Origin of the sequence: Corynebacterium sp. p3-SID1056, assembly GCF_025152525.1 — a bacterium.
Classification (GTDB): domain Bacteria; phylum Actinomycetota; class Actinomycetes; order Mycobacteriales; family Mycobacteriaceae; genus Corynebacterium.
Map to the genome: position 1 here is coordinate 171,943 of NZ_JALXXL010000004.1, position 16,285 is coordinate 188,227.

The 16,285-nt window shown below is 64.0% G+C and carries 13 protein-coding genes; 4 read left to right on the top strand and 9 right to left on the bottom strand.

All coding sequences use genetic code 11. From position 1 onward, the window contains the following. The first annotated feature begins 30 nt into the window (after positions 1–30). Positions 31–465 carry a DUF4259 domain-containing protein gene (locus tag M3G14_RS05330; protein ID WP_259925233.1) on the top strand — a complete coding sequence of 145 codons (435 nt, stop codon included), beginning with the start codon at positions 31–33 and terminating at the stop codon, positions 463–465. Here the strand turns inward: M3G14_RS05330 and M3G14_RS05335 are convergent. The 7 genes from M3G14_RS05335 to M3G14_RS05365 are packed head-to-tail and all read right to left on the bottom strand — an operon-like array spanning position 401 to position 9,632. Further along, the gene (locus M3G14_RS05335) at positions 401–2,179 is read right to left on the bottom strand and encodes a choline/carnitine O-acyltransferase (RefSeq protein ID WP_259925234.1); all 1,779 of its coding nucleotides are present in this window, start codon (positions 2,177–2,179) and stop codon (positions 401–403) included. The two genes, M3G14_RS05330 and M3G14_RS05335, sit on opposite strands and share 65 nt — an antisense overlap. A 55-nt stretch (positions 2,180–2,234) precedes the next feature. Further along, on the bottom strand, positions 2,235–3,872 hold the full coding sequence (locus tag M3G14_RS05340; protein WP_259925239.1) for an ABC transporter ATP-binding protein: 1,638 nt from the start codon (positions 3,870–3,872) through the stop codon (positions 2,235–2,237). 4 nt (positions 3,873–3,876) lie between these two features. Next, positions 3,877–4,869: an ABC transporter permease gene (locus M3G14_RS05345; RefSeq protein WP_259925240.1), complete on the bottom strand. Its 993-nt coding sequence runs from the start codon at positions 4,867–4,869 to the stop codon at positions 3,877–3,879. After that, the gene (locus M3G14_RS05350; protein ID WP_259925242.1) at positions 4,869–5,816 is read right to left on the bottom strand and encodes an ABC transporter permease; all 948 of its coding nucleotides are present in this window, start codon (positions 5,814–5,816) and stop codon (positions 4,869–4,871) included. The genes M3G14_RS05345 and M3G14_RS05350 overlap by 1 nt, the downstream gene beginning before the upstream one ends. Before the next feature lie 5 nt (positions 5,817–5,821). Then, on the bottom strand, positions 5,822–7,375 hold the full coding sequence (locus tag M3G14_RS05355; protein WP_259925243.1) for an ABC transporter substrate-binding protein: 1,554 nt from the start codon (positions 7,373–7,375) through the stop codon (positions 5,822–5,824). Positions 7,376–7,379: 4 nt separating this feature from the next. Further along, positions 7,380–8,294: a TetR family transcriptional regulator C-terminal domain-containing protein gene (locus tag M3G14_RS05360; protein WP_259925246.1), complete on the bottom strand. Its 915-nt coding sequence runs from the start codon at positions 8,292–8,294 to the stop codon at positions 7,380–7,382. 60 nt (positions 8,295–8,354) lie between these two features. Then, positions 8,355–9,632, bottom strand: a complete 1,278-nt coding sequence (locus M3G14_RS05365) for an alpha/beta hydrolase (protein WP_259925247.1) — start codon at positions 9,630–9,632, stop codon at positions 8,355–8,357. 59 nt (positions 9,633–9,691) lie between these two features. Between M3G14_RS05365 and uvrB the strand changes: the two genes are divergently transcribed. From uvrB to M3G14_RS05380, 3 genes are all read left to right on the top strand, one after another. Beyond that, positions 9,692–11,785, top strand: a complete 2,094-nt coding sequence (gene uvrB / locus M3G14_RS05370) for an excinuclease ABC subunit UvrB (protein ID WP_259925251.1) — start codon at positions 9,692–9,694, stop codon at positions 11,783–11,785. Positions 11,786–11,810: 25 nt separating this feature from the next. Continuing rightward, entirely contained in the window at positions 11,811–12,269 is a 459-nt protein-coding gene (locus tag M3G14_RS05375; protein ID WP_259925252.1) for a universal stress protein, read from the top strand. Positions 12,270–12,339: 70 nt separating this feature from the next. Next, positions 12,340–12,783: a universal stress protein gene (locus tag M3G14_RS05380; protein ID WP_259925253.1), complete on the top strand. Its 444-nt coding sequence runs from the start codon at positions 12,340–12,342 to the stop codon at positions 12,781–12,783. A gap of 68 nt (positions 12,784–12,851) precedes the next feature. Here M3G14_RS05380 and M3G14_RS05385 read toward each other — a convergent pair whose 3' ends face one another. Both M3G14_RS05385 and M3G14_RS05390 read right to left on the bottom strand, forming a co-directional pair. Beyond that, positions 12,852–15,053, bottom strand: coding sequence for an ATP-binding domain-containing protein (locus tag M3G14_RS05385; RefSeq protein WP_259925254.1), 2,202 nt, complete (start codon positions 15,051–15,053; stop codon positions 12,852–12,854). A gap of 105 nt (positions 15,054–15,158) precedes the next feature. Then, on the bottom strand, positions 15,159–16,193 hold the full coding sequence (locus tag M3G14_RS05390; protein WP_259925255.1) for a DoxX family membrane protein: 1,035 nt from the start codon (positions 16,191–16,193) through the stop codon (positions 15,159–15,161). Between the last annotated feature and the right edge of the window lie 92 nt (positions 16,194–16,285).

Here is a 16,285-nt window from a genome sequence, read left to right on the forward strand (position 1 = left end):
GTAAACTTCACTGCCTTAGATTCGTTACTCATGGGTACGTGGAACTATGGGCCGTTTGACAACGATCACGCGCGCGATGCCGTGCGCGCGCTCGCAGATGGCACGTTCAATATGGATAAGTTCCGCTTCCAATGCCGGGAATTACCCCTCGACTCCGCGCAGGCGGAAGTGGTGATCGCGCTTGTCGCCGTGCTGAACGGGCACCTGCCCTCGGAGGAATTTCGGGAGGCCCTGGCCTTCGAGTTTTCCTTCCGCGACCGCCGCTGGCTCGAGCAACACGTGCGGGAGCTGCTGAACTCTCACGACTCAGATCTCTACGAGCAGTGGCGCGAGGCCGGCGAACTGGAAGAGTGGCTTACGGCCACACGGCGCGTGACCGGCCTGAGCGGACCGTCGACCCCTAGCCTTCGAGCTCGCCGCAGAATTGCCAAAGCAGCTCGGAAGCGCGCGCAAGGTGAGCTATGAACGCTTGGGCATCCTGCGCGGTGTCGGCGTTGTAGGACACGCAGTACTCGGTGGCGTTCGCGAGTGGGGTGTAGTTGATGCCAAACCCCTCTGACATCGTCGGCGCGAAGCTATAGCGGACGATCTGTTCAGCGCTGCCGACGGAGGTCGTAGACAGGAAGTCTTTGCGCGCGGCGTTGACAACGGCATCGGTGAAAAACGCAGCGCCAGGTGTGTCGGGATCCTGGGCCTCGAGGTGCTCCAGCATCTGGAGGTGGCGGTCGAAACCGTTGCCGGATTTGCAGCGCTTCACCCATGCCCTGTGCGCTTCAGCGGCTGCGACCAACTGCTCGCGAGTGGCGCTGCCAGCGACGAGGTTGCTCGCGAATGTGGCAGCCTCCGGGGTGAGCGCGCGCAGACACTCGGTCCGGCCGGCACGGTATTCTCGCATGTCTACCGCTTCGTACACGGCGCGGACGCGGCCGTACGTGAGCTGTTGCGCGATCGTCATAATGAGCTGGGCGCTCGCGTCCCGGCTGAATTTGAAGGGCAGATCCGCAGGCTGTGCGATGTCTACGGTGTGCAGCGTTGCCGTGTAGGGCGCGGCCTGCGCGGCGCAGGCGTCGGCGCGATCGCGGAGCTTGCGCGCAAGGGCGTCGTCGACATCCCAGGACAGCTCCTCGGCTGTGTGTTCGCCGAGGGCAGAGGACTCCTGGACCTCGACCGTCTGCATACGCGCGACCGCGGTGACCAAGGTGCCGCCGTCTTGGCAGGAGTGCTCGACGTGCACTGCGGTCCAATCGGAGTCCAGTCCCAGCTGGTAGCTTAGGGGTTTGTAGACCCAGGCGCCGCGGGGGCGGAAGGCGTGGTCGGCAAGCAGCTCAGCATCCGAACGATCCTCGGTATTGAGCAAGTCGACGGTAAACAGGAAGTCGCTCAGCCGTTGGTAGGTGCGCGGGTTGCGCTCGACAAGCCCGGCGAGCTCGTCGGTAAGCTGCGCGGAGCCGGTGAGTGAGGCCGCGTTGAAGTCGGTGCCCGAGGGGGCTTCGGTGCGCGCGGCGGTGGTGAGGATTTCGTGGAGATTCGCTGCGAGGAAGTCGCGCGGGGCGACGTTGCCTGCTTCGTCACTGATGGGCAGCGCGAAGAGTCGGCCGTCGACGAAGACGCCGATTTCGCGGTGGGCCACAGGCTGCGTGCACACTACGATCTCGTCCATTTCCGGGTGCGGGTGGCGTAGCCCGCCGTTGAAGACGAACCATTGGTTGAGCGTGATGCGGTTGCCGCGTGCGTCGACATCTTCGGGCAGCGTTTCGCCCGCCGCCTGCAGGTGGACCGCCGCGATGCGCTGAATGGCCTCGGCCACGCGCTGCATCCCGGTGGCCTCTCCGGGGAAGGGGGCGAGTTGGAATCCGACGTTGGTGCTCAGCTGAAGCGGCTCGCGAACAGTGAGGTAGCCCTCGTACCACTCGTCATGCAGCCAGTTTGTGCCTTCTTGCTCGCGGGAGGCGGCACGTGTGCGCAACGCGGCGTCGAGAAGCGGGCCCTGGCTCTGCGCGAAGTCCTCGATCACGCGGGAGGCGTGGGCTTGCTGCTCGGCATCAAGGACCGCGGACAACGCGGTGCTGTACTCGTTGAGCGTCTGCTCGAGTGGGGGCAGCGGCAGCGGTTTGAGATCGACGGTGGCGGGGTGAGGGGAAAGGGAGTGGGCACCACGGGTGTGCTGGGTTTCGGGCACGGCTGCTCGCTTCCTTGGGCTGGTGGGCAATGATATCCACCAGCCTAGCGAGTCGCTACAGCGCAGGGATATCCGCCAGCAGGTGCTTGGTGTAGTCGTGCTGGGGGTTTTGCAGGACCTCGTCGACCGGGCCGGAGTCGACGATGACGCCCTTGTTTAGCACCGCGATTCGCGTGGCGACGTGGCGCGCCAACGCGATGTTGTGGGTGACAAAGAGCATGGACAGGCCGCGCTCACGCCGGAGCTTCGCCAAGAGGCGGAGGATCGAAGCCTGCACCGAGACGTCGAGGGCCGAGGTGATTTCGTCGCACACCAACACCGAAGGCGCGTTGACGAGTGCGCGCCCGATAGCGGCGCGCTGGCGCTCGCCGCCGGACAAGTCGCCGGGGCGGCGGTCGTAGAAGCTGGGGTCGAGCTGGACCGCCTGGAGGACCTCGTGGACTACCTCGCGCTGCTTGGCACGCGGTAGGCGCTTCGACATCTCCATCGGCACGCTCAGGGACTCGCCGATGGTGCGGCGCGGGTTGAGCGAGGAAAACGGGGACTGGAAGATGTACTGCACGCCCTGGCGCTGGTCGAGCGTGCGCTGCCGGCTGCCGTGCTCCAGCTCCTCGCCATTGAAACGGACCGAGCCTGTGTAACCGGGGTTGAGCCCGGCGATGGAGCGGGCCAACGTGGTCTTACCGGAGCCCGACTCGCCCAGCAGGAGAATCGACTCGCCCTGCTCCAGCTCGAGGTCGATGCCGTGGAGCACCTTGTTGTCGCCGTAGGCCATTTCCAGGTTGCGCACCTCGAGGAGTGGCGTTCCCTCCGCGGCGGCAGGCTCGACCTCTTTGAGGCCGGCGATGTTCTTTTTGCCCTCCAAGTCCGGGATGGAAGCCAAGAGCTTCTTGGTGTAGCGGTGGCGGGGCGAGTACAGCACCTCGCGGGTGGTGCCGACCTCCACGATGTCGCCGCGCAGCATCACGATCACGCGATCAACCAACTCGGCCACCACAGCCAGGTCGTGGGTGATGTAGAGCGAAGCGACGCTGTGGCGTTGGGTCATCTCGCGGATGGTTTCCAGCACGTGCGCCTGCGTCGAGACGTCGAGACCGGTCGTGGGCTCGTCGAGGATGAGCACGTCGGGGTGCAAAGCGAAGGCCATCGCGATGCCCACGCGTTGCTGCTGGCCACCGGAGAGCTGGTGGGGCCAGCGGGAGAGGTATTCGTCCGTGTCGGGCAGGTCGACGTCGCGCATGACCTCGCGGATGCGGTCTTGCTTCTCGCCGTCGTAGTTGTGCTCATCGAGGACCTCGCGGATCTGCTCACCGATGCGCATCGCTGGGTTGAGGCTCAGCGCGGGATCCTGCGGGACGTATGCCACCCGCGAGCCGCGCATGTCGCGCAGCTCTTCCTCGTCGAGGCCGAGCACGTCGACGGTTTCGCCGTTGCGGGTGTGGAGGGTGATGGTGCCGTCGGTAAGCGAGAGCCCCGAGCGGCAGTGACCGAGGGCCGCGAGCCCGGCCGTGGTCTTGCCGGAGCCGGACTCGCCGACCAGGCCGACGATTTCGCCGCGGTGCAGCTGGAAGTCGATGCCGTGGAGGATCTCGGTGCCGTCGTTGGCGCGGATGCGCAGGTCGCGGACGTCGAGTACGACTTCGTTCTCAGCCGCGTGCTCGGCGGAGGCGGAAGGGGTATAAGCGGTCGTCATGGTGTTACGCCTCCTCGGTGTGGCGGATCGGTTCGTGCTTCGGCTGGCGGGCAGCCTCCAACTCTTCCTCGGTCGGCTTCGCGGGCATTGCGGTGGAGGCCGTGGCGCGGGCGGTGGCGTCGGCAAGCATGTTGGTGCCGATGGTCAGCAGCGCAATCGCAAGCACCGGGAGCAGGACGCCCCAGGGCTGCAAGGAGAGCGCGATACGGTTCTCGTTGATCATCAGGCCCCAGTCCGCGGCAGGGGGCTGGATGCCCAGGCCGAGGAAGGACAGCGAGGCGATCGAGCCGATGGAATAGGTCAGGCGCAGGCCGGCCTCGACGGCGAGCGGGCCAGTGATGTTGGGCAAGATCTCGCGGGTCAGGATACGGCTGTGCGGCATCGAGTACATCTGGGCGGCGCGGATGTAGTCCTCGTTGGTGACTGCCATGGTGGAGGCGCGTGCCACACGCGCAATACGCGGGGCGTGCGTGAGGCCGATGACCAGCACCAAGACGGTCGCGGAAGGGCCGAAGATGACGATAGCCAGCATGGCGAAGATCAGCTGCGGGAACGCGAGGAGAACGTCGTTGAGCCGCATGAGCACCGAATCAACCCAGCCGCCGGCGTAGCCAGCGACCATGCCGAGGATGGTGCCCACGACCATGCCGAGCGCGGTGGCGAGGAACGCCGTCACGAGCAGCACGAGACCGCCGGCGATGAAGCGCGAGAACACAGAGCGGCCGAGGTTGTCCGTGCCGAAGGTGCCTTCCTTGGTAAAGGGCAGGCCGAGGAACTCCGTGGTGGAGTAGCCGGTGATCTGCTCGGCAAACAAGTAGCCGATGACAGTGCAGACGATGATCAGGGAGGTCAGCACGAGCCCGACCTTGCCCTCGGGCTGCGCCCAAATGCGAGCGAGCACGGGGGCCGGCTTGGACAGGGAGACCTTGAGCTCGTCGTCCGGGGCGCTGTCGACGTCTGTGCCAGGGGTATCCGGGGTGTTGTGGGGCAGTGTCATCAGTTGCTCCTCAGCTTCGGGTTGGCCATGATGCTCACGATGTCGGCGATGAGGTTCACCACGACGTAGACCACGGCGATCAGGAGGGAAACGGCTTGCACGACTTGGACGTCGCGGTAGTTCACGGCGTCGATGAGCGCGACGCCGAGGCCCGGGTATCTAAACAGGTACTCGACGACCACGATGCCGCCGGCGAGCCAGGCGAGCTGGATCGCGACGACCTGCGCGATCGGGCCGACAGCGTGCGGAAGCGCGTGTCGGAAGATCACGCGGCGCTCCGGTACGCCCTTGAGCCGCGCCATCTCGACGTAGCCCGAGTCCAGCGTTTCTACCATTGTCGCGCGCGTCATGCGGGCGATGTAGGGGCTGACCACGAGCGCCAGTGTGAGGGTGGGCAGGATGAGCTGCGAGGGGAACTCCCACACGTGGCTACCGGGCGGAGACATGGTCACTGCCGGCAGGATCTGGAAGACCGAGGTGGCAAAGAGCGTGATCAGGGCGATACCGATGACAAACTCCGGCATCGCGGCGAGGATCAGGGTGATCCAGGTGATCGCCTGGTCGCGCTTGTAGCCGCGCCACCACGCCGCGTAAATGCCGACGAGAATGCCGATCGGGATCGACACCACCGCGGCAAGCAGCATGAGCACCAGCGAGTTCGCCAGTGGCTCGCCGAGCAGCTCCGCGACGGGGCCACCGGTCGATGTGGATGTGCCCAGGTCGCCGGTAAAGAGGCCGCCCAGCCACAGGAAGTAGCGCTGCAGCGGCGGTTTGTCCAAATTCATCTCCGCTTCGAGGGCGGCGATGCGCTCGGGCGTGGCCTGCTGGCCGAGGATGGCGGTCGCGGGAGAACCCGGCAACAGCAGCGTCGCGCAAAAGATGATGATGGAGACCGCGATGAGGATGAAGATGCTCACCGAGAGCCGTCGTAGAATAAATTTCCCCATTGCTGTTACGCCTCCGCAATCCAGATTTTGTGGAACATGGCCTGTGACAGTGGCACACCGCTCGGGTGAGGGGTGAGGCCAACGACGTACTTGTGGTAGGCATCGATCTGGTTGGCAAAGCCCCAGATGATGTAGCCGCCTTCGTCGTAGAGCTCTTCTTGCAGCTGCCGGATGCGCGCTTCGCGCTCTTGCTTATCGACGATCGCGCGTGCCTCGTGCACCCGTTGGGTGAAGTCCTCACGCACCCAGTGCGTCTCGTTGAAGGGCGAGTCCGCGGTCGCACATTGGTTGACCTGCTGCAGGAAATTGCGGGTATACCAGAAGGACTGCGCGAACGGATACTCCAGGTAGTTGCCGGAGGCGTAGAAGGTCGAGGCGTCCACCTGCTTGATCTTGACCTTGATGCCGGCTTCTTGCGCTTGTTCGGCAAAGACCTGGGCGGTGCGCACCGAGCCCGACTGGATCTCCGAGGTCACAAGCTCGACCTCGATGCCATCCGGGTAGCCGGCCTCGGCGAGTAGCGCCTTCGCCTGTTGCACATCCTGCTCGCGTTGCGGCAGGTCTGCGGGGTAGGCGTCGTCGTAAAGCGCGAACATGTCGTTGCCCAGCTGACCTTGCCCCGAATAGACTTGGTCGACCATTTGCTGGCGGTTCACAGCGAGGCGCATCGCTTGGCGGACGCGTACGTCGTCGAAAGGAGCGACATCCACGCGCATGGTCAGTGGCAGCCACATGCCGGTTTCGGAGACCAGCGTGTTCAAGCGCGGATCCTCGTCGATCACGCGGGCCAGGGCGTGGTTCAAGCTGCCGATCGCGTCGACCTGGGAAGACAACAACGCGTTGAGCATGGCGTCCTCCTCCTGAAAGTCGATGATGCGAACTTGATCCAAGTGGGCGGGACCGGCCCAGTAATTCTCGTTGCGCACCAAGGTGGTGGACTGGCCTGCGGTAAAACTCTCGAGCTTGAAGGCGCCGGCGCCGATCGGGTGCTTCGGGTCGTAATCTTCCGGAACGATGCCCATCTGGTACTCGGCGAGCGAGTCGACGAGCGCGGCGTCTGGGATAGAGAGGCGGATGAGCAGCCGGCGGTTATCAAGCACCTCCATGTCCTCGATGTGGGAGATGGAGGCTGCGCCAGACTTCGGATCCTCCGGGTCGAGGATGCGGTTGTAGGAGAAGATGACGTCCTCGGGGCGCACCGGGCGGCCGTCAGAAAATTGCACGCCCTCGCGAAGCGTGATGAACCACTCGGTGGCGTCCTCGTTCGGCTCGATCGATTCGGCGAGGCGGTACTCCAGGTTGTAGTCGTCGTCGCGCCAGGCGAGCGAGTCATACATATTGATGACGCGGGCGGCGTCGCTCGTACTCGTTGGGATGTGTGCGTCAATGGTGTCGGTGGACGAGCCGCCGACGAGTCCGACGCGCAGCGTGCCGCCCTTGCGTGGGGGGCCGGAGGTATCGATTTCTTCCACGGGGGCGGTTGAACACGACGCGAGCGCGAGTGTCGCACCTCCCATCACCGTGGCACGCAGGAGCTGCCTGCGGCTCAGCTGCAACATATCTTCACACCGTGCTTTCGTATTCTCTGGCTTCATGGACTGGCAAATCATTCGTGGCGAGCCCGTGCCCGCCGCTGTCGCTCCGCGCAATCCAGCCGCGGATACTGGCGGCTACGACGTTGCGTACGTCGGTGGGGCGGAGGTCTCCTTGGAGCATGCGTATCCCGAGGCCGTCGATAAGCGCAGTGAGTACGGTGACCATCATATTTGGGTCCGTTGCGTGGAACGCGCCAGCGGCGATGCCGTCTTGCACCAGAGGCAGGAGCTCGTCGCGCCAGCGTGCGTAGGCAATTTCCGTCGCTGCATGTGCATCAGTGAAGGCCGGGGAGGAGGACCAGAATTGCGCCCAGGTGGCCCACTCCCGGTACGATTCCGGGGATCCGTCGAGCTGGATTTCAAAGAGCGCGCAGAGTCGTTCTACGGGGTCTGCGATTGCGTAGGCCGCCGCCCGGCGCGTGACGCCTTGGCGTGAGCACGCGTCCAACGTGGCAAGGAAGATGTCGCGCTTAGTGGGGAAGTAATAGTGGACCGCTGAGGGGGACATGCCCGCGGCAGCGGCGATGTCCGCGACAGTGACAGGCTGGTATCCATGTGCAGCGAACAGGGGCCAGGCTGCGTTGACGATGGTGCGCCGGCGGGTGGAACGAGCGTGCTGCACCGTGGTTTTGCCGGCTTTGCGGGCATCGTCTTTGGAACCCTCTGGTTGGTGAGCGGTGGTGCGCTCCGCAAGTTGGTGGACGGGCACGCCGGTGAGACTGGACAGCCGGGAGAGTTCCGTTGCGGTGAACCGGCGTACGCCCGAAAGCGATTTGGAGAGCTTGCTTGCGTCGATACCCAGGTACTCTGCAACCTCCCGCTGGCGCAGCCCGGAGGCGGCGATGGCGGCGCGGGCCGCGTCGTAGCGTTGGGTAGAGGTCATAGCAAAGACCTTATAAACACCTGACAATCATCGCAACAGTATGACGTTGGATCAGATTACCTATCGCAACTTTTCCTCATGTGACGGAAGTGCGGCGTGGACCTGACGGAAGACTTCAGCGCCGTGGAGGTAGATGCCGTCGTGTTGGTACGTCGGATGAGTGGTGACTGCGAGGTTCGGGATTCGCGCTGCCTGAGAGCTGGCGTAGTCGAAGGGAACGTAGAGGTCGTCCTCGTAGAGCAGGACAGCGGCTGGAGTTTGGTTCCTGCACAATTCGTCCGCGTCCACACTTGGCTGCCAACTCTCCCTTTGCGCGATCTCGACGACCGCGTCGCGGAAGGGGAGAAGCGCAGGATCCTGGTCGAAGTGGAAAGGGAAGAACGCGTTTCCTAGCAGGTAGAAAGGGTCTTCGCTCTGAGGATCCGCGTGCACCGAAAACCCGGGAGCATTTTCGTATGCGCTCGCTCCTGCCCAGTTGGTTGGGCCAGGTTCGAGACCGGCGAAGATCTGCTCGTGTACGACGGCCCAGAGTGGGTTCGGCGCGAGGCTTACGACCGCGCCAACGCCGGCGAGGAAGTCCGTGCGCAGCCGCGTGTCCGCGCCCCGGTGAAACGGTTCTTCCAAGAGCATGGCGAGGGAATCGGCTCCCGTCTCCTCCCCGAGCCGCACTCCGATAAAGCGAAAGCGCTCTGGGGTGAGGCGCTCGCCGGTAGGCAGGCGCTCCTCTGTGTCGGCCAGGTGGGTGCACACCTCGCGAATCCGCTCTTCGGCCCACGGAACTTGAGCGTAAAAGCGTTCCATTCGCTGCGCCATCAGGCCAAGCGATTGGCGGTTGAATTCCTCTGGAGAAGTGCCAAAGGGAGGGACGACGCCGGTCATCATGGCGCGTCCTACTCCTTCGGGGAAATAGGAGAGGTAGGCACCGACGCAGATCCCGCCGAAGGAGTTGCCCAGCACGTCCCAGGTGTCAAAGCCGAGGTGGCGGCGCAAGTCCTCGGCGTCGGCGGCAATGTCGGGAGGGCGGAGGAGGGAGAGGTGCGCGGCGTCGATAAGCGAGCTTTGCGTGCCGTCGATGCGTGTCGAGCGGCCGGTTCCGCGCTCATCGATAAGGAAGACGCGGTAGTGCTTGAGGGCTTCCGGAATCCACCCCATGAGCATGCGCGGCCCGGGGTTGCCGGGACCGCCCTGAAAGTAGGCGAGAGGCGGCGCGTCGGGGTCGGTGTACAGCTCGCGGGCGAAGAGCTCGAGTGTGCCCAGCGACGGGTCCGCGCGGTCCCAGGGGACCTCGATTCGATGCTCGCGGATACGAAAGCCATGGGGGATAAGCGTGGAAAGCATGTGCCCCATTGTGACACGTGACGGTATTTCTGCGCAGGTGGTCGCGTATGCTGGCGACTATGGCTTTTGCTGCAGAACACCCGGTCCTGGCGCACTCAGAGTTTCGGCCCGTTGGCGAAATTGAGCGTCGTGAAAAGCCCTTCGAGGTTGTTTCGGAATTCGAGCCTTCCGGCGACCAACCCGCAGCGATCGCGGAGCTGGATGCGCGCTTGCGCCGCGGGGAAGAAGACGTGGTGCTCATGGGTGCCACGGGTACCGGTAAATCTGCCACGGCTGCCTGGCTCATTGAACAGCAGCAGCGTCCCACCCTGGTCATGGCACCGAACAAGACGCTAGCCGCGCAGCTGGCCAACGAGTTGCGCCAGCTACTGCCCAATAACGCGGTTGAGTACTTCGTGTCGTATTACGACTACTACCAGCCGGAGGCCTACATCGCGCAGACCGATACATACATTGAAAAAGACTCGTCGATCAATGACGACGTGGAGCGGCTGCGCCACTCGGCGACCTCGGCGCTGCTCTCACGACGCGACGTGGTCGTGGTGTCATCGGTGTCTTGCATCTACGGCCTGGGTACTCCGCAGTCCTACCTGGACCGCTCGATCGTGCTGCGCGTGGGCGAGGAGGTTGAGCGCGACCGCTTCCTTCGTTTGCTGGTGGATGTGCAGTACGAACGCAACGACGTCGATTTCAAACGCGGCACCTTCCGGGTCAAGGGTGACACGGTGGACATTATTCCCGCCTACGAGGAAGTTGCTGTGCGCGTCGAATTCTTCGGCGACGAGGTCGACGAGCTCTACTACATCCACCCGCTGACCGGCGATGTGCTCAGCCAGGAAGACGAGGTCCGGATTTTCCCGGCCACGCACTACGTCGCCACCGACGAGCGCATGGAAAAGGCGATCGAGGCGATTAAGGAGGAGCTGGCGGACCGGCTCGAGGAGCTGGAAAACAAGGGCAAGCTGCTCGAGGCGCAGCGCCTACGTATGCGCACCGAGTACGACCTGGAGATGATTCAACAGGTGGGCTTTTGCTCCGGCATTGAGAACTACTCGCGGCACATGGATGGCCGCGGCCCTGGCTCCGCACCGGCGACGCTCATTGATTACTTCCCCGAGGACTTCCTCACCATCATCGACGAGTCGCACGTCACGGTTCCGCAGATCGGCGGCATGTTTGAGGGCGATATGTCGCGTAAGCGTAACTTGGTGGAGTTCGGGTTCCGCCTGCCGAGTGCCGTCGATAATCGGCCCCTGACCTTTGACGAATTTGAAGCTCGCGTGGGCCAGACTGTGTACATGTCAGCGACGCCGGGCGATTACGAGCTCGAGGCCGCGCACGGCGAGTTCGTCGAGCAGGTGATCCGTCCGACCGGGCTGGTAGATCCGAAGGTGACGGTCAAACCCACCAAGGGGCAGATCGACGACCTCATCGAAGAGGTGCGTCAGCGCGTGGAGAAGCAAGAGCGAGTGCTGGTGACCACGCTGACAAAGCGGATGGCCGAGGACCTCACCGATTACCTGCTCGACCACGGCATCAAGGTGCGCTACCTGCACTCTGATATTGACACCCTGCAGCGCGTCGAGCTGTTGCGCCAGCTGCGCCTCGGCGAGTTCGACGTGCTCGTCGGCATCAACCTCTTGCGCGAGGGCCTTGACCTGCCGGAGGTCTCGCTCGTGGCCATTTTGGATGCGGATAAGGAGGGCTTTTTGCGCTCGACGAAGTCGCTGATCCAGACGATCGGACGCGCGGCCCGCAACGTGTCGGGCGAGGTGATCATGTACGCCGACCAGATCACCGAATCGATGCAGGAAGCGATCGACGAGACGGAGCGCCGCCGCGAGAAGCAGCTCGCCTACAACAAGGAGCACGGCATCGACCCGCAGCCGCTGCGCAAGAAGATCGCCGACATCCTGGATCAGGTCTACGAAAACGCCGACGCAGAAGAGACGGGCGGAGGAGAGGCCGCGGTGGTGGCCAAGCCGGATACCTCCACCATGGCCTCCGACGAGGTGCAATCGCTTATCGACGAGCTGACGAAACAGATGGGTGACGCCGCCCGTGAGCTGAAGTTTGAGCTGGCGGGGCGCCTCCGCGATGAGATAGCGGACCTGAAGAAGGAACTCCGTGGTATGAAAGACACAGGTAACTAACACTAGAAAGGCGCATTGACGCACCATGCACACCTATAACTCGATCGCTGTGGGCACAGACGGCTCCCCGACTTCACTCGTCGCTGTACGCGCGGCCGCGAGCCTCGCCCGCGTGTACGATGCGCAGCTGACTGTCATCTGCGCGCACTACACAGCCTCCGGCTCGATGCTCAACTCCACCAACGCGGAGCTGAGCAAAATCGACATTGTCACCGAGACCGGTTCGCAGGACATCCTCGCCCGTGCCCGCGCCATCGCCGAGGAGGAGCAGGCCCCGAGGATCAACGTCGTCTCCAAGGCAGGACAGCCGGCGAATGTGCTGCTTGAGTCTGTTGCTGAGTACGAGGTTGACCTGCTTGTCGTGGGTAACAAGGGCATGCGTTCGCTGGCCGGGCGGATCTTCGGCAACATCCCAGGAAGCGTGGCGAAGAAGGCACCGGTAGACGTTATGCTTGTAGACACCAGGGCTGAGGGGCACGACTAACCTTTAGGCCCGGACTCGGAGTATCATAAATACAGATTCCCCAACTTGATGAAAGGTCATCCACTACACCATGGCTGATTACTACAACACCATCGTCGTCGGCTCTGACGGATCCAAGTCCTCCTTGCTTGCGGTCGAGCGTGCAGCGAAGATGGCAAAGGCATTCGGCGCGACGCTGGTCATCGGCACGGCCTACTACCGCTCCGAGGAGGATGCGTCCAAGGCGCTCCGTCAGGATTCAGTAACCATTCTGGGTGATGACCAGGCGTTGACGAACCTGGAAGCGGCCGCGGAGCACGCGCGAAGCTTCGGTGCCCCGGACGTCCAGACGGCAACGCGCCCCGGCACCCCGGTTGAGGCTCTGATGGCTATCGTCAACGACAACAAGGCAGAGTTGCTTGTGGTGGGCAACCGTGGCATTAACTCGTTGACCGGCCGCCTGCTCGGCTCTGTCCCGGCGGACGTGGCACGTCAGTCTGACTGCGACGTGATGATCGTCCACACCGTCAAGTAAAAGGCTTGCAGTAACAAAAGCCGACCGCCCCACGCTGGGGCGGTCGGCTTTTCCCTTTGCGCGAGGCGCTACAGTGCCCCGATGACCGTCAGGCTCTGCGTCGCACGGGTGGCGGCGACGTACAGGTCCTGCAGGCCCTGCGGCGAGGCGTCGACGATGCCGCGCGGGTCGACCAAGACAACGTGGTCGAACTCTAACCCTTTCATCTCCGTGACGTTGTCCGCGTCGATGACGGCGACCATCCGGTCGTCGCCTTGCAGTGCGGCGCGCACCTCCTGAGGGTCCGTGCCCTCTGGCAGGTGCCGCACCGAGACGCCCGTCTCGCGAATCGCCACGGAGGCGCTTGCCTCCGGATCGATCTCGGCAAGGAGACCCTCGGCGTACTCCATCACCTCCGCCGGCGTCCGGTAGTTGACGGTGAGGTGGTGGGTGCGGAAGCGTTTGCCCACGAAGGGTTCGAGCGCTACCTCCCAGTCGTCGCTGCCGGCGGGGGAAGAGGTTTGCGCGGTATCGCCAACCAACGTCATCCACCGCGAAGGGCAGCGTCGGAAGACCATCCGCCACTCCATCGGCGTGAGCTCCTGCGCCTCGTCCACGATGACGTGGCCATAGGCCCAGGTGTGATCCTCTCGTGCACGCTGCGCGGTGGAGCGAATGTCGGTGACCCGCTGACGGCTCGCGAGCGTTTCCGCGTCGATAACATCGGCAGCGGAGAGGATTTCCGCCTCGAACTGGTCATCGTCGTTATCGGTCGACTCCGAGGACGCCAACACATCGAGCGCGTCTTCGGCTTCTTCCACGAGCTGGCGCCACTGCGCCTCTTCCTTCTCCTTGCGTTCGGTGGGGTCGGAGACACCGATGAGGACAGACAGCTCGTCGTAAAGCGCGGTGTCCGAGGCGAAAAACCCGGTGCCCGGCGCGCGGTAGAGTGCGTCCTGGGTGTAGGCGTCGTAGTCGCCGGCGACCGTCTCGATGCGGGCGCGGTCCGTGAGAGTGTCCTCGAGTACTTTCGCCGGGTCCAGCTCGGGGAAGAAGCGGTCGATCAGGTCACGCACTTGCTGCTCTTCTGCGAGATCGTCGTGCAGCTGGTCGACATCGGCGGTGGACAGCAGGTTGTCGCCGCCGAGCGGGTCGCGCCCGATGCGCTCGGCGAGCGCCTCTGCGAGCGACTGGGTGAGGTGTTCGGCGAAGAATTCGCGCGCCTGATTGTGCGGCTTTCGGGAGCGGCGCGCGCGGGTCCGCGCAGCCTTGATCATGGCAGGGGTGGCCGCAATGTCGACCGAGCCGATCTTGAGCGCGACCGGCGCATCCGGCACCGTCTCGTACGCCTGCACCGCGCGTTTGAGAATCGTGACCATCTCCTCGGACCCTTTCACTTCCCGCGCCGCCATGGACTCCCCGCGAGCGGTCGGGCGGAACACGGGGACAAGGTTTTCGACGGTGGACAGCACCACGCCAGTCTCACCGAGCTCTGGGAGCACCCGCGAGATGTAGTCGAGGAACGTCGGGTTCGGCCCGATGATGAGCACGCCGGTGCGCGAAAGCTGTTCGCGCCACGTGTACAGCAAGTACGCCACGCGGTGCAGCGCGACCGCGGTCTTTCCCGTGCCCGGCCCGCCTTGGACCACCATGACGCCCCGCGTTGGGTCGCGAATGATCTCGTCCTGCTCGCGCTGGATGGTTTCCACGATCGAGCGCATGTGCCCCGTGCGTGCGGCATTCATGGCGTGCCGCAGGGCTGCCTCGGAGCCGACGTTGCCGGCCGCATCCCCAGCGTCAAGGAGCTCGCCTGAGAGCACCTCGTCGTCGACCGCGGTGACCGTGCGGCCGCGCATGCGGATGTTGCGGCGCTGCTCCACGCCCTCCGGGTGGGCGGTAGTAGCGAGGTAGAAGGGTCGCGCGAGCGGTGCACGCCAATCGAGCAGCAGGGTGCGGTAATTGTCCTCGCGGTCGTCGATGCCCATGCGCCCGATGTAGCGCCGTTCTAGGCCCTCGCGGCCGGGGACCGGGTTTTCCACGTCGTCGTCTGCAACATCGATGCGGCCGAAGACCAGGCCAACCTCGGCGATGTTTAAGGCATCGAGCTTGGCGTTGAGCCCGTGGTACTCGGTTTCGCGCCGCACGAGCGCATCCGAGTCGGGGTTATCAGGGTCGACGTCGCGTTGGACCGCGGCAAGTTTGTCCTGCGCTGCCGCGACTTCGGCATCGAGGTGCGCAAAAAGCGTGTCCACGTACGCCTGCTCGGCTGCGATGTGTTCGGGGCTTCCCACCCGGTCATTCCTCCTCACGGTTGGTTGCGGGGTGTACCGCTGTAGCAAGAAACGGCCCCGCCGCCCGGATTATTCCGGACTGGCGGGGCCGCACGTACAGGGGCGTTAGCCCAGCTTCTTCTGCAGCTTCTTCACGGACTGCTTGGCGCGCTTCTCGGCCTTCTTCGCCTTGCGCTTCCACTTCAGTTTGGTCAAGAAGGAAGGATCGGTGTCGAGCTTGTCAAAAGCCTGCTGCAGCTTATCGACGGAAGCCTGCGCCTTCTTTTCCAACTGCTTGTGGTTCTTCTTCACCTTGTGCTTGGCGGACAGCTTGTCCAGCGTGCTCGGGCGCAGCTCATCGATGGAGCTCTGCAGGTCTCCGACAAGCGCATTGACCTTGCGCTTCGCCTTGAACTGCTCGAGCTTGGACGGGGTGGCCTGGTCGATGAGCTTCTCCGCGTCGAAGTCCGCGTAGGCGTCCTGCGCGCGGTCCGCGGTCTCAGACAGGAACTTCGAGGTCTGCTTCTTCGCATCCTCGAACCAATCGCCGGCGACCTCGGTGGCGTGCGCCGCGTTCTTCTTCCAGTCATCCTTGTTGTCGTCGACGTAGTCGGTGACCGTCTCCGTGGCGTCGCTGAACCAGTTGCTGGCCTTGTTCATCGCCTTTTCGGTCTCAGACTGAGTCGGCAGGGCCTGCTGCACGTTCTTCTTGGCCACCTTGGCGGCGTTCTGCGCACGCCACTGCAGACCGGGCTTGCCGTCGGTGTCGACGGTAGCGAGTAGGACACCGCCCGCGAGCGCGACATCGGTGAGCGCGCCGGTACGGCGGCGAGCCTTATCGTCCTCGTCCTCTGCCTCCCAGAAGGCGTTGCGGCCGATAAGCGACGGCACAGTCGTCAGCGCGAGCAGTGACGCGGAGGTACGCGGCATCTTGCCGATGGCGAAGAGGCTGCCGGCACCTGCCTTCACACCGCCAACGACCTGCGCAGCGGTCTCCGGATCCTTCGGCAGCAGGCCCCGGTACTCGCGCGGAACGACGGAGCGTACCTTCTTCAGCGCGGACGCTGCAGCCTCCTTGTGGCCGGCCGGGTTCAACACGGTTTCAACACCGTCGATGATGTACACGGACGCCAGCATCGGGCGAGCGATCTTGCGAATCATCTCTTACCAATCCTTTTCACTGTATTTTGTGGGATCTTTCGAGCGGAGCCCGAAACGGGCTCGTCTGGCAACAACTGTACTTGCGTTTGCAT